Raw genomic sequence first — 13,260 nt, forward strand, 5'->3', positions numbered from 1 at the left:
TTAACCACTTCTTTCTACCCTTTTTCTATGTAATAGGATAATTGCAAAAACTGGAGCACCCATCAATGCTGTAATTACCCCAATCGGTAATTCCGTTGGAGAAATAATGGTTCGTGAAATAAGGTCAGCTAATATCAAAAAGCCGCTTCCGGTTAAAATCGACAATGGGAGAAGATGCTTATGATCAGGTCCCCATAATAATCTTGAAAGATGTGGAATCACTAACCCAACAAATCCGATTGTTCCTGAAACAGCTACGGCCGCACCGGTTAAAATAGAACCAGCAGTCAGTATAATCAATTTTCTTTTTTGTACGTTTACTCCTAAATGATGCGCTCTCTCTTCTCCAAAAGACATGGCATTTAATTCTTTTGCATTTAACATCAGAATGATTGTTCCAAGTATAAAAAATGGCAAGATTATTTTTATATAATCCCAACCTCTCATTGAGACACTTCCTAAAAGCCAGCCAATTATTTGTCTGAGCTCTTCTCCTGTAAGAGCAATCATGAGTGAAATAAGTGCTCCTAAAAATGAACTAAAAATAATTCCCGTTAATATAATGGTTTCCACTTTCATTGTTGGTTCAATTTTACGGGCAAAAGTCAAGACTAAGAAAATAGTTAAAAAAGAGAAAAGAATACTTAGTAATGGTAATGTAAAAGGTCCGATAAAAGGTAAAGATAATTGAAAATATAATGTTACAACAGCGCCTACTGAAGCACCTGATGATACGCCTAAAGTATATGGATCCGCTAATGGATTTCTTAAAAGACCTTGAAAGGCCGCTCCCGCAATTGCAAGAGCTGCCCCTACAAGACCTGATAATAACACTCTAGGTAATCGAATGTTCATTACGATGTTTGTGTACATCGGGTCAATTTGATCAAATGAAATAAATGGTAGTAATTTCTCGCCAATTATTTTCAAAATGGTCTGAATAGGAACTTTGACGGTTCCAATAGATATTCCTAATAAAATCGAGATTATTAGGAAAATTGCAGCAATACTGTATGCAATAATCCTATTTTGAAAAAACTTCTGGATAGACTGCCTTCGCAAGAGCCTCTACTCCCTCTACAATTCTAGGTCCTGGACGATTCACGAGATCAGAATTCACATCAATTACTTGCTTGTTTTTAATGGCGTTAACATTTTCCCAGCCTTTTTGATTGATCACTTGCTCTGCTGGGTTTTTTACATAGTATCCATATGTAGTGACAATAACATCCGGATTTCTTTTAATCATCGCTTCTTGATCAATTTTAACCCAGCCTTGTTGGTCATTAGCAATATTGTCTGCATTAATCGTGCTTACCATTTCATCCATAAACGTATTCTTTCCAGGTGTATAAATATCTGGAGCAGGTGATACTTCAATTAAAACCTTTTTCTTTTCTTTAATTGTTTTTGCCTTTGATTTAATTTCTGCTAGTTTATCCTTCATTCCCTTAATGGTTTCGTCTGCCTTCTTTGTTTCACCAGTAGCTTTTCCTATCATTTCAATAGAATTAAATACTTGGTCAAAATTTTGCGCATCATTTACAACTAGAACTGGGATTCCTGAGTCTCTCAACTGTTTTAATCCAGCTGCAGAATTTAGAGCAGAAGATGCATGTGCTAACACTAAATCAGGCTTTAAAGAGATAATTTTCTCCAAATTGAATTCTTGCCCGCCGATTTTCTCTATTTTTGTAACTTCTTTAGGATAGTTATCATAATCAGATACTCCGACTACTTCCTTTCCTAGACCTAGTGCAAAAGCGATCTCTGTGTTACTAGGGATTAATGAGACAATTCTTTCTGGCTTCTTTTTAATGACAACATTATTTCCTTGTCCATCTTTAATAGTAACTGGAAAAGCAGCTTGTTCGGTTTTATTTCCTGTTTTATTCTCTTTCGTCTGATCTTTCTTTTCAGAACAACCAGCCAAGCTCCCTAATGCTAATAATAGTATTAACATTAGCGAAAATATTTTCTTCATGTTTCTTCCCCCTGATTTCTTTTTAGTTTATAAAGCTTTCTCATAAAATAAATATTCCCCGCACTAACACAAGAAAAGCGGAAGCGCCTTGCCCAGGGGCGACAGGCATAAGACGAGCCGGCATGAAGGTTGTTTTTTAACCTTCAAGACGGATTGGCTTATGACCCCGAGCCCCTAGGCGCTGAAGGTAGACAAAAAAACATCTCCATATAGATTCGGAGATGTTGGCATGATTAGATTCTGTTACTTACATAAAAGTAAAAGGAGTCTAGATGTCATCACCTTCCTATCCTCGTAGGTACTTTAGACGGGCAAGAAACAGGCAGGTTTCCTGGCTCATGGTCATTGCTCCCTATGCCTTCCCATCTCTTAGACAGTGGCGGAATATAGTTTGCTCCCATTTACAGTGGCGGGACCGCGTTGGCTTTTCACCAACTTCCCTATTAAGCTAAAAATCTGGTTAAGGATTTTAGCACCTGTTTATTAATCATATTTTTTTATGTTAAAACTATTATAGTAAAATGATGATTGTTTTGTATATATTTTAAAAAAAGTTTTTCAATATCTAGTTACAATTCTGAATTTTATCTAATTTCTTTATTTCTCAATAGTACGGCATAAGTTCGCCATTTCAATCGCTGCTGTCGCTGCATCCCAACCTTTATTGCCTGCCTTTGTTCCAGCTCTCTCAATTGCCTGCTCAATCGAATCGGTTGTTAATATTCCAAAAATAACGGGAATACCGCTATTTAGAGATGTTGCTGAAACACCTTTTGCGGCCTCATTGCACACATAATCAAAATGTGGAGTCGATCCGCGAATAACGGTTCCTAATGTAATCACTGCATCATATTTTTTGCTGAATGCCATTTTTTGGGCAACTAACGGTATTTCAAATGCACCAGGAACCCAGGCAATATCCACATCTGATTCACTAATACCATGTCTTTTCAGTGCATCCTGTGCCCCGCCTAATAGTTTGCTTGTAATGAATTCATTAAACCGGCCGACTACGATTCCTATTTTTAAACCAGTACCAACTAAGTTTCCTTCAAAAATTTGTCCCATAATAATTCCTCCAAATAATTATATTATTATTGTTAAACTTGCCTGTTGATTTGCGCTCCATGCGCTTCGCTTCAATCAACATAGTTTCAAAAATCAACAATGACCTTTAACACTGCCTATTATTAATATTGAAGAAGATGTCCAAGTTTATCGTGCTTTGTTTTTAAATACTTCTCATTTTCTTTTTTCATTTCCATTTGCAGTGGAACACGTTCAACCACTTCAAGATCGTATCCTTTAAGGCCTTTAATTTTTCTAGGGTTATTGGTTAATAATCTCATTTTTCTAATCCCAAGATCCTTCAAAATTTGTGCCCCTATGCCATATTCCCTTAAATCTGCAGCAAAACCGAGCTTTTCGTTTGCTTCAACAGTATCATAGCCCTCTTCCTGAAGCTTATATGCTTTCAATTTATTTAAGAGCCCAATCCCGCGGCCTTCCTGGCGCATGTATAATAAAACTCCATTTCCCTCTTGCTCAATTTGGTTTAAAGCGGCATGAAGCTGCGGTCCGCAATCACAACGCTTGGAACCAAACACATCACCAGTTAAACATTCTGAATGAACTCTCACAAGAGTAGGTTTCTCAGGATCTATTTGCCCCTTCACTAGAGCCACATGCTCTTTGTTATCGACAAGGTTTGAGTAACCAACCGCTTTAAATTCTCCAAATTCTGTTGGAAGTTTAATTTCTACTTCTCGTTTGACCAATCTATCCTTCCTATTGCGATATTCAATCAAGTCTTTAATCGTTATCATTTTTACTTGTAAATCATCAGCAATTTTACGAAGCTGCGGGACGCGTGCCATGGTACCGTCCTCATTCATAATTTCGCAAATTACTCCTGCTGGCTTGGCGCCGCATAATTTCGCAAGGTCGACAGCCGCTTCCGTATGTCCTGTCCTTCTCAAAACACCGCCTTTTTTGGCGATTAACGGAAAAATATGTCCAGGTCTTCTGAAATCATCTGAAGTTGATTCAGGGTCCAGCATACTTAGAATTGTGCCAGACCGCTCAAAAGCAGAGATCCCTGTTGTAGAAAATTTATGATCGATACTGACGGTAAAAGCGGTTCCATGATTATCTGTGTTATGATTTACCATCGGAAATAAGTCCAGCTTTTCTGCGATATCCTCCTCAATCGGAACACATACTAGCCCTCTTCCATGTGTTACCATGAAATTAATTACCTCTGGTGTTGCCTTTTCTGCCAGAGCAATAAAATCACCTTCATTTTCTCTGTCCTCATCATCACATACGATGACGACTTTACCTTTCCTTAACTCCTCTAATGCTTCTTCAATTGTATTAAACATGTACTCTCACTCCTTTCAACCAGTTATCAAGCAAACCCATTATCTTTTAAAAATTGAGCAGTAATCCCTGTTGTGCCATTTTTCTTTGCGCCATCTAACGACCTTGAAATAAAATGCCCAACATATTTTCCAAGCATATCGCATTCAAGATTGACCAAGTCACCCGGTCCTTTCAGACCAAGAACGGTTTCGCTGAGCGTATGGGGAATAAGGGATAAAGTAAAGCTTTTTTCCGTCACTTCAAAAACAGTTAAGCTAGTCCCGTCAACGGCAATCGAGCCCTTTAAAATAACAAATTGCAGCAAGTCTTCAGGTGCTTCAATTTCGTAGTAAACGGCATTTTCAACCGCCTTTTTATTTTTAATAATACCTGTCCCATCAATATGTCCTGATACGAAATGACCGCCAAATCTGCCGCCTGCTGCCATTGCTCGCTCCAGGTTTACTTTGGAACCCCGTTTTACAGAATTTAAGCTGGTAGCTTTTATCGTTTCCGGCATGACATCCACCATAAACTGATTCCCTGTGAAAGAGGTGACAGTCAAACAGACTCCATTTACCGCGATACTATCCCCAAGATGAACATCTTCAAGAATGGTTTTCGCGTCAATTGTCAGTACAAATGATTCTCCTGTTCGCTGGACATTTGTCACCATGCCAATCTCTTCTATAATTCCTGTGAACATATTTTGTTCTTCTCCTTATTTTGGTTCTGCAATGATTTTTATATCATGTCCAACCATTTCAACATCCTTAATATTTAATGACACCACTTCAGCAATTTTGTTAATTCCTTCACCTCCAAAGGATGTTGGGGCAAATTTGCCGCCAAGTAATTTTGGGGCAATATAAGTAATGACTTGTTGAAAGGCCCGTTCCTTCAAAAAACTTCCGTGAACTTCTGCACCACCTTCCACAAACAACGAGGTGACTCCCTTTTCCCCAATTACCTTTAGCATTTCCTGAATAATAATTTGCTCATTAGGCATTATAATCACTTCGATTCCTCGTTCTCTAAACTCGGTTACAAGGTCAGGATTGGCTTTATTTCCTGTTACAATCCAAGTAGGAGCCAAATTATCGTTAATGATGTTCGCTTCCTTAGGGGTTCTTAATTGGGAATCAAGGATGATTCTGATGGGATTTTTCCCACCATTTGAAAGTCTGGTTGTCAAGCTAGGATTATCCCGAATCACTGTATTTACTCCAACTAAAATAGCATCATGCTGATGGCGGTATTGATGAACATCTTTTCTTGCCTCTTCACCAGTGATCCATTTACTTTCCCCTGTCACAGTTGCCGTTTTTCCATCTAAACTGATAGCCGTCTTTAAGGTAACAAAGGGTAGGCCTGTTCGGATATTGTAGAAAAATACCTTATTCATCTCACGTGCTTCCTCTTGAAGTAAACCAACTTCTACTTCGATCCCTGCATTTTTAATTTTTTGAATACCTCTTCCCGAAACATGTGGATTAGGGTCAGTTGATGCAACAAATACTTTTTTAATTCCTGTTTGGATAACTAAATCCGAACAAGGCGGTGTTCTCCCATGATGACTGCATGGTTCAAGGGTCACATATAATGTGGCACCTTCTGCCTTCTCACCTGCCATTTTGATCGCATGAACCTCCGCATGAGGCTCGCCAGCTTTCAAATGTACACCGATACCGACAATTTGATGATCTTTCACCAGTACGGCACCGACAACAGGATTGGGGGATGTTTGGCCAAGTGTTCCTTTTGTAAGATCTAACGCTAATTTCATGTAATCTGCATCATTCATAAAATCCCCACCCCTTTAACAAAAAATAAAAAAACCCTGAAGATCATTTACTCTTCAGGGTTTGTTTAAGACAATAACAAATTAAGGCCCTCAAAAAGGGTATTTTTTTCGCACCTTTTTAAGTCCTAATTTTTTTCCTTCTCCCATCCAGACTTTAACTGTCGGCCCTGGAGTTTCACCAGATCCACCGTTTAACGAAAACGTTAACCGGGTCACGGACTAAGAAGCACAGCTTCATCACCGCCGGTTCGGAATTTCACCTGACCCCGAAGGAAACCATATTCAATTTTCATTAATCATTAATTATCTAAATTGCTCAAAAACGATTTATTATCAATGTATTTCAGACAATTACATTTTGCTAAATGCTCTATAATGCTTTTAGATATTCCTAAAAATCATCAAGTTTCCTACCAAAATCCTACCGTTTTACTACAAATAAAAGATCTTTTATTTTGATATTAATATATCATTAATAAAATAAAAAGCAAGGAATTTTACCCTTGGTTTCCATCAAACCAATCGAAGAACGATTTTTTTGATGCTAATTATATATAAAAACTTAAAGATAAAATAACATAAGGAGTGAAGGGAATGAGAACTAAATGCAGGATAAATATGAACCAAGAGTATATTGTGCACTTTTCCATTTTTGTAATTTTTTCGAAAATAGCATTTAAAACCAAAGAACCAATAATTGAAACTATTGCCCAGAAAGTATATTCTCTTATATAAGCTGAAGATAGGGAAGTTGATAGATCATCAACAGTAAAACCAAGGATTAATAAAAAAGGAAATACAAATGGATAGACTAGAATATATGAAAAAAAATAAATAATATATATTAATAGTGATTTTTCTTTCACTAATCAAACCTTCAAAGTTTTATACATATTCTTCTAACTTTTCGACAAAAGGGGATTTTTTCCTTCTTTTTAGAGCAAAAAGCACACTGAAGGATCTTTATGATTCGTTATTTATTTTTTGTGTTGGATAAACATTTTGCATGTTGCAACTATTTAACGGAAAAAAGTTGTTTTTTATTCTATTTTATCTCTTCTAATTTCCGAAATAATTATTCTATATTACTCTAAATTGATTCATTATTATTTATGATTTCCTACCAAATAACCTATCAGAAGATAAAATGAGGTAAAAAAAACCACCATAAACACTATAATATCAAGTGATTGGCAGTTTTTTATATCGTTAAATATTTTATCTGACCCCGAAGGAAATATTCACTTTTGATTTTGATAAAATAATGCTTTAGTTATACTGTTAAGGTAAACACTCCAGACTAATGACCGTCCAATAGAGTCTTCACAAGAAATGTAGAACCTTCTCCTTCGCAGCCTCACCTTGGTCGATACAGCCTGGGATCCCGACTCCCTCATAGGAAGCTCCAGCTAAGAATACACCTGGAAGCTCTTTGGCAAGAGATTCTTTCACGTTTTTCATTCGGTCCAAATGGCCAATTGTATATTGCGGCATTGCCTTTTTCCATCTCGTAATAATATGGAATTCAGGTTCAGCAGTAATATTCATCGTTTTATTCAAATCATTTAGGACGATTTTGATGATTTCCTCATCAGCCAAATCAATAACCCCTTGGTCATCCGGTTTACCGATAAAGCAACGTAATAACACTTTTCCTTCAGGTGTTGAGGTCGGCCATTTTTTATGCGTCCATGTACATGCCGTGATTCGATGATCACTGTTTCTGGATACGACAAATCCGGTTCCCTCAATATCCTGCTTAATGGCCGATTTCGGGAATCCCATGACAACATTGGCGATCGAATTAGACGGCATATTTTTAAAAACATCCATAAATGAGTAGTCACTAAGCATTTGTTGGGCATGGAAATGGTCGGTTGCAATCACGATGCTGTCGGCTTTTACGCTTGTTCCATTTGCTAAAAGACAATGATAGCCCTCCTCCGCACGAACAATTTTTATAACTCCTGTTCCCTTCATGATACTTCCAGGCTCTAACCTTTTTTCTACTGCTTCAATCAGGGATTCAAGTCCGGTATTCAAGGAAATAAACATGCCTTTCCTTGTCGGCTGTTTTTTTAGAGGTTTTGCAGGCCTTGGAACTGTCTTTTTTAAACCCAGGACAAGACTCCGATAGTTTTGTTCCATATCATAAAAATTTGGAAACAGTGCCATTAAGCTTAATTTGTCAATATCACCAGCGTAAATTCCCGCAAGCAATGGTTCAATTAAATTTTCGACAATTTCATTCCCTAATCTCCTGCGAAAGAAGCCGCCTAATGCCTGATCGGAAAGCTTTTTTCCTCTAGGTAAAATAAAATCCCCTGCAGCCCGCAGTTTCCCTTTCATTGAAAAAAGGCTCGAAACTGCAAATGGAGTTACCTTTGTCGGAATACCCATATACGCACCTTCAGGCATGGTATGCAGTTTTCCATTTACGTGAAGAAAAGATTTTCCTGCCGTATTATAGACGACGTTCTCCTTCAGTCCAACTTCCTCAATGAGTTTTAGTCCACTTTTTTTGGTGACAATAATGGAATCAGGTCCCTTTTCGATGATATACCCATCTTTACTGATTGTTTGGATGACTCCGCCAAGGCGAGGGCTTGCTTCAATTAACTTTATTTCGATTGGGATTTTCTTTTCCTTTGCTTCCTTTTGTAAAAAATACGCTGTCGATAAACCTGTAATACCGCCGCCAATGACAACGACCTTTTTTATCTCCATTTCGATCACCTGCATCTCCAAGATTGTTTGTTCAGCATTTCACAAATAATTTAAAAAGGAAGGAAACTCCTTCCTTCCTCTTCTTCTATTTTAAATCTTTTGTAATAAAAAATAGATTATCTCTTAAAATTGTTAAAAATTTGTTTAAATTTATTCTTTATATGATTTAATCGGTAAGAATATATCAAAATATAGCTCTTCAGATGCATTAGTCTCTATTTGTTTCTTTGGAAAAATTTCTAAGCCTAATGCTTGGTGGTCTTGTTCATATCCGTATTCTTTCATCCAGTCGAATATTTTTAAATATGTATTTTCTACTTCCTCTGGTCTTCCTTTATAGGATGTAACAACATAGTTTTTTCCTGGAATAGTAAAACCAACCATGCCTTCAGGAATCTGATCAATTTTATTTACTGGCGTTGTTACATAATAGGTAATCTCTGTTTCCCTGCTATGGAAAGGTGCAATCAAAACAGGTTCTTCCGTCTGATGAGCTACTTCATCTAACCGTGTCTCCATAACTTTGAATAACTTAGGAATAGAACTTGCTTGTGAATAACTCCCATTCCATGAAATCCCAACTACTTTTATTTCATCTCTTTCTACTACTTGGATGTCCAAGCATATCCCCCCTTTTAATACATTCTATTTTCAGAATTCTAGATTTATCCCAGGAAATCCTTTTAAAACAAAAAAAGAAGATTAATAAAATATCACCATTGAAATTTAAAAAATAGTATTCATTTAAAAGAGGCTGTACCAAATGTGACAGGCACCACTATATGTACAAAGTTCATGATATTTTTTACGTTTATTGGAGCGGAAGGTGCTCGACTCCTCGAAAATGCTATCGCATTACCTTCGTGCGTGGGTGGATTCAAGGATGTAATTCAATGTCCTGCGGGAGTATGGGGCAGGGGAGACCCCGCAGGCGCAATAGCGCCGAGGAGGCTCCCCCGGACCGCCCGCGGAAAGTGATCTTCTTGAGCGGAAATCAACAGACAAGTTTAACAGACCATTAATAAAAAGGGAGTGTCCCTAAAGTTATTTTGGACACCCTCTTTTTAAACGATAAGGACATTATTTTACTTCTTGTGGAAGAGCTAGGACTAAACCTTTGGCGATCCGCTCTCCAAAATCTGCATCCGCTTTATAGAAATTTAAAGCTGCCCGCAGCTTGATTTCTTTCTTTGTTACAGGTTTCATAGAATTGACGATATTTTCAACAGTCCGGGCTTTTTCCCTTTCATCCATGAGACGGTATAGGTCACCGGCTTGTGTATAGTGATCGTCTTGATCATAAGCGACCTGCTCAGCAACACCACTTACTTGGAATGGTGCCTGCTTAAACTCATGTGCTTCTTTCGGTCCTCCAAAACTGTTTGGCTCGTAATAAACCGATCCGCCTCCATTACTATCAAAACGTAATTGACCATCACGTTGATAGTTATTTACTTCCACCTTTGGACGGTTAATCGGCAGCGCAGCGTGGTTGGCGCCAACACGATAGCGGTGAGCATCAGAATAGGCAAAAATACGACCTTGCAGCATTTTATCCGGAGATGCCTCAACACCCGGTACCATCGTTCCAGGTGAGAATGTTGCTTGCTCAACCTCCGCAAAATAGTTTTCCGGATTGCGGTTTAATACCATTCGACCCACTTCGATCAATGGATAATCCTTATGTGACCAAATTTTCGTTACATCAAATGGATCAAAGTGATACGTGTCTGCTTCCTCTAAAGGCATTATTTGAACGTACAGCTTCCATGCAGGAAAATCGCCTTTTTCGATTGCATTAAAAAGATCTTCTGTATGATAATCAGGATTTTCCCCTGCTAGCTTTGCCGCTACTTCATTTGTCATATTTTTAACGCCTAGTTCTGTTTTAAAATGATACTTTACCCAAACTGCTTTCCCTTCGGCGTTAACCCATTTGAAAGTATGGCTTCCATAACCATTCATATGACGGAATGTTGCCGGAATACCACGGTCACCCATCAAATAGGTAACCTGGTGTAACGATTCAGGTGATAATGACCAAAAATCCCAGACAGCTGTAGGATTTTTCAAATGTGTTTGCGGATCTCTTTTTTGAGTATGGATAAAGTCAGGAAATTTAATCGCATCACGAATAAAGAAGATTGGTGTATTGTTTCCAACTAAATCATAGTTGCCTTCTTCTGTATAAAATTTTACTGCGAAACCGCGCGGATCACGAACTGTATCCGCTGAGCCTAATTCACCTGCAACTGTCGAGAAACGGATGAATATTGGCGTCCGTTTGCCAACACTATTAAACACCTTTGCCTTCGTATATTGGGACATATCATTAATTACTTCGAAATATCCATGAGCCCCTGCACCTTTAGCATGAACCACACGTTCCGGAACACGCTCACGATTAAAATGGGCCAATTTTTCAATTAAATGAAAATCTTGAATTAATGTTGGTCCGCGGGAACCGGCAGTCATCGAATTTTGATTATCTCCAACAGGAGTTCCATGACTCGTTGTCAGCTGTTTGTTTTTGTTTGTCATCTAATCACCTCTTACACCATTTTTTAAAACTTTAACCAATTTATCTTTATTCTAAATAAATATTAATTATTCCTAAAATTGTCCATTTCAATTGAAAATTAGCAGCTTAACTATCATAAAATAGTCATCTGCACTGTCCTAACTTGACCATTTCACATAAAACTATAGTAATTCGGATAAAGAGAGAGGGATTTTGAATGCCTGCTATTTCAGGGCAAGAGTATATTGACAGAATTAACAGGTTGAATGCTGAGATTTGGATAGAAGGAAAACGGGTGGAAGGTAATATTTCAGACCATCCCATATTCTCGGGGATCATAAAAAGCCAGTCAAAATTATATGATTTACAATTGGAGACCGATAAAGCAAATATAATGACATTCACTTCTCCTACCACCGGGAATAAAGTGGGAACATCTTTTTTAGTACCAAAAACTAAAGAAGATTTACACTTACGCCGGCTCATGGTTCAAGAATGGGCCAGAACAAGTGCTGGAATGTTAGGGCGCTCACCGGATTATATGAATACTGTATTAATGGCTTTTACAGAAGCAGCAGACGTTTTTCAAGATTCGGATCGTCCTTTTGCTCAAAACTTAAGGAATTTTTTTGACGAAGCAATGGAAAATGATTATTCACTTACACATACCTTTATCAACCCACAGGTAAACCGCTCACAAGCATACCTAGAAAATATGGACCAAATTATTTCAGCGCAAACGATTAAGAGTAATGAAGAAGGGATTGTTGTAAAAGGGGCACGGCTCTTAGCCACGCAAGGCGGTATTACAGATGAAATTCTCGTATTTCCAACGCCTTCATCCATGATTAATAGTGACTTTGCCTATGCATTTTCCATTCCTAGTAATACCCCTGGTTTAAAATTCCTTTGCCGTGAATCTTTTAACTATAAAAAGTCATCATTCAATCATCCTTTAAGTTCTCATTTTGATGAGAATGATACAGTTGTGGTATTTGATGATGTAACAGTTCCATGGGAGCGTGTATTTTGCTATCAAAATCCTAAGGCGGCCTACAGTATCTTTGATGAGAGCAGTTTTTATCCATTAGCGGTACATCAGGTAACAGCCAGAAGAATTATCAAGACTGAATTTATTCTTGGGGTTGCGCAAATGATTGTCGATACGATAAACGTAGGAGATTATCAGCACATTAAACAAAAAATCAGTGAAATAATTGTGGGGTTAGAAAGCCTTAAAGCTCTTATATGCGCTTCAGAAGTAAATGCTCAGCTCGACAAATGGGGAACAATGACCCCTGACTTTAATTCATTATCTGCTGCCATCCTTCTCTATTCGAGAATGTATCCGCGCTATTGCGAAATAATCCAGCAAATAGGCGCAAGCGGACTTGTGACGATCCCAGGGGAAGAGGACTTTTCTTCTGAAATCGGAAATGACCTTGAAATTTATTTACAAGCGGCAAATGCCAATGGAGTAGAGCGAGTAAAACTTTTCCGTTTGGCATGGGATATCAGTATGAGTTCATTTGGAACAAGACAAATGCAGTACGAACGCTTTTTTTTCGGTGACCCTATCAGATTGGAATGTAATCTCTACCAAAGTTACAATAAAGAGGGATATATTGACTTTGTAAATAAGTTTTTTAAAGGACTAGGTGATTAGTAGGAGATAATCCATTGGTCTTCGAATTGTGGTTTTATATTGAAAAAATGTTTACCAATAATGGTCTTTACCTAAAAAAGAGGATGTCCCAAAACCAAGTGTCAGACCCCTCAACCTGCAATTTATAGTTGAACATTGCTTAATATTCAACTATATATAAAGTGTTAAGTGAGATGTCAGACCCTTTAAGGGCA

The 13,260-nt window shown here is 37.8% G+C and carries 10 protein-coding genes and 2 riboswitches; of the genes, 1 reads left to right on the forward strand and 9 read right to left on the reverse strand.

What is annotated here, in order from left to right; genetic code table 11:
• The 9 genes from BN1082_RS04275 to katA form a co-directional block, all read right to left on the reverse strand.
• Positions 1 to 1,062 (reverse strand): FecCD family ABC transporter permease, encoded by a 1,062-nt coding sequence (locus BN1082_RS04275; protein ID WP_090631347.1) that lies wholly within the window; start codon positions 1,060 to 1,062, stop codon positions 1 to 3.
• Positions 1,025 to 1,984: an ABC transporter substrate-binding protein gene (locus BN1082_RS04280; RefSeq protein WP_090631350.1), complete on the reverse strand. Its 960-nt coding sequence runs from the start codon at positions 1,982 to 1,984 to the stop codon at positions 1,025 to 1,027. The genes BN1082_RS04275 and BN1082_RS04280 overlap by 38 nt, the downstream gene beginning before the upstream one ends.
• 304 nt (positions 1,985 to 2,288) lie before the next feature.
• Positions 2,289 to 2,479: riboswitch (cobalamin riboswitch) on the reverse strand.
• A gap of 102 nt (positions 2,480 to 2,581) precedes the next feature.
• On the reverse strand, positions 2,582 to 3,052 hold the full coding sequence (ribH, locus tag BN1082_RS04285; protein WP_090631353.1) for a 6,7-dimethyl-8-ribityllumazine synthase: 471 nt from the start codon (positions 3,050 to 3,052) through the stop codon (positions 2,582 to 2,584).
• A gap of 122 nt (positions 3,053 to 3,174) precedes the next feature.
• Positions 3,175 to 4,368, reverse strand: a complete 1,194-nt coding sequence (locus tag BN1082_RS04290; protein ID WP_090631356.1) for a bifunctional 3,4-dihydroxy-2-butanone-4-phosphate synthase/GTP cyclohydrolase II — start codon at positions 4,366 to 4,368, stop codon at positions 3,175 to 3,177.
• A gap of 26 nt (positions 4,369 to 4,394) precedes the next feature.
• On the reverse strand, positions 4,395 to 5,054 hold the full coding sequence (gene ribE / locus BN1082_RS04295; RefSeq protein ID WP_090631359.1) for a riboflavin synthase: 660 nt from the start codon (positions 5,052 to 5,054) through the stop codon (positions 4,395 to 4,397).
• 15 nt (positions 5,055 to 5,069) lie between these two features.
• Complete coding sequence (ribD, locus tag BN1082_RS04300) at positions 5,070 to 6,152, reverse strand: bifunctional diaminohydroxyphosphoribosylaminopyrimidine deaminase/5-amino-6-(5-phosphoribosylamino)uracil reductase RibD (RefSeq protein ID WP_090631362.1); 1,083 nt, start codon at positions 6,150 to 6,152, stop codon at positions 5,070 to 5,072.
• Positions 6,153 to 6,283: 131 nt separating this feature from the next.
• A riboswitch (FMN riboswitch) is annotated at positions 6,284 to 6,430 on the reverse strand.
• 1,045 nt (positions 6,431 to 7,475) lie between these two features.
• The gene (gene hemY, locus BN1082_RS04305; protein ID WP_090633143.1) at positions 7,476 to 8,879 is read right to left on the reverse strand and encodes a protoporphyrinogen oxidase; all 1,404 of its coding nucleotides are present in this window, start codon (positions 8,877 to 8,879) and stop codon (positions 7,476 to 7,478) included.
• Positions 8,880 to 9,029: 150 nt separating this feature from the next.
• Positions 9,030 to 9,500 (reverse strand): GyrI-like domain-containing protein, encoded by a 471-nt coding sequence (locus tag BN1082_RS04310; RefSeq protein WP_176699639.1) that lies wholly within the window; start codon positions 9,498 to 9,500, stop codon positions 9,030 to 9,032.
• Positions 9,501 to 9,959: 459 nt separating this feature from the next.
• The gene (katA, locus tag BN1082_RS04320; protein ID WP_090631370.1) at positions 9,960 to 11,420 is read right to left on the reverse strand and encodes a catalase KatA; all 1,461 of its coding nucleotides are present in this window, start codon (positions 11,418 to 11,420) and stop codon (positions 9,960 to 9,962) included.
• A gap of 197 nt (positions 11,421 to 11,617) precedes the next feature.
• On the opposite strand from katA, the gene hpaB reads away from it, so the two are divergent.
• Positions 11,618 to 13,066, forward strand: coding sequence for a 4-hydroxyphenylacetate 3-monooxygenase, oxygenase component (hpaB, locus tag BN1082_RS04325; RefSeq protein WP_090631372.1), 1,449 nt, complete (start codon positions 11,618 to 11,620; stop codon positions 13,064 to 13,066).
• Positions 13,067 to 13,260 lie beyond the last annotated feature (194 nt).

The organism is Neobacillus massiliamazoniensis (assembly GCF_001048695.1).
Lineage (GTDB): Bacteria > Bacillota > Bacilli > Bacillales > Cytobacillaceae > Neobacillus > Neobacillus massiliamazoniensis.

Excerpts from the sequence above, each read along its gene's own strand:
- ribE (WP_090631359.1), bottom strand. The coding sequence starts at position 5,054 with ATGTTCACAGGAATTATAGAAGAGATTGGCATGGTGACAAATGTCCAG.
- BN1082_RS04280 (WP_090631350.1), bottom strand. The coding sequence starts at position 1,984 with ATGAAGAAAATATTTTCGCTAATGTTAATACTATTATTAGCATTAGGG.
- ribD (WP_090631362.1), bottom strand. The coding sequence starts at position 6,152 with ATGAATGATGCAGATTACATGAAATTAGCGTTAGATCTTACAAAAGGA.
- ribH (WP_090631353.1), bottom strand. The coding sequence starts at position 3,052 with ATGGGACAAATTTTTGAAGGAAACTTAGTTGGTACTGGTTTAAAAATA.
- katA (WP_090631370.1), bottom strand. The coding sequence starts at position 11,420 with ATGACAAACAAAAACAAACAGCTGACAACGAGTCATGGAACTCCTGTT.
- hpaB (WP_090631372.1), top strand. The coding sequence starts at position 11,618 with ATGCCTGCTATTTCAGGGCAAGAGTATATTGACAGAATTAACAGGTTG.
- hemY (WP_090633143.1), bottom strand. The coding sequence starts at position 8,879 with ATGGAGATAAAAAAGGTCGTTGTCATTGGCGGCGGTATTACAGGTTTA.
- BN1082_RS04290 (WP_090631356.1), bottom strand. The coding sequence starts at position 4,368 with ATGTTTAATACAATTGAAGAAGCATTAGAGGAGTTAAGGAAAGGTAAA.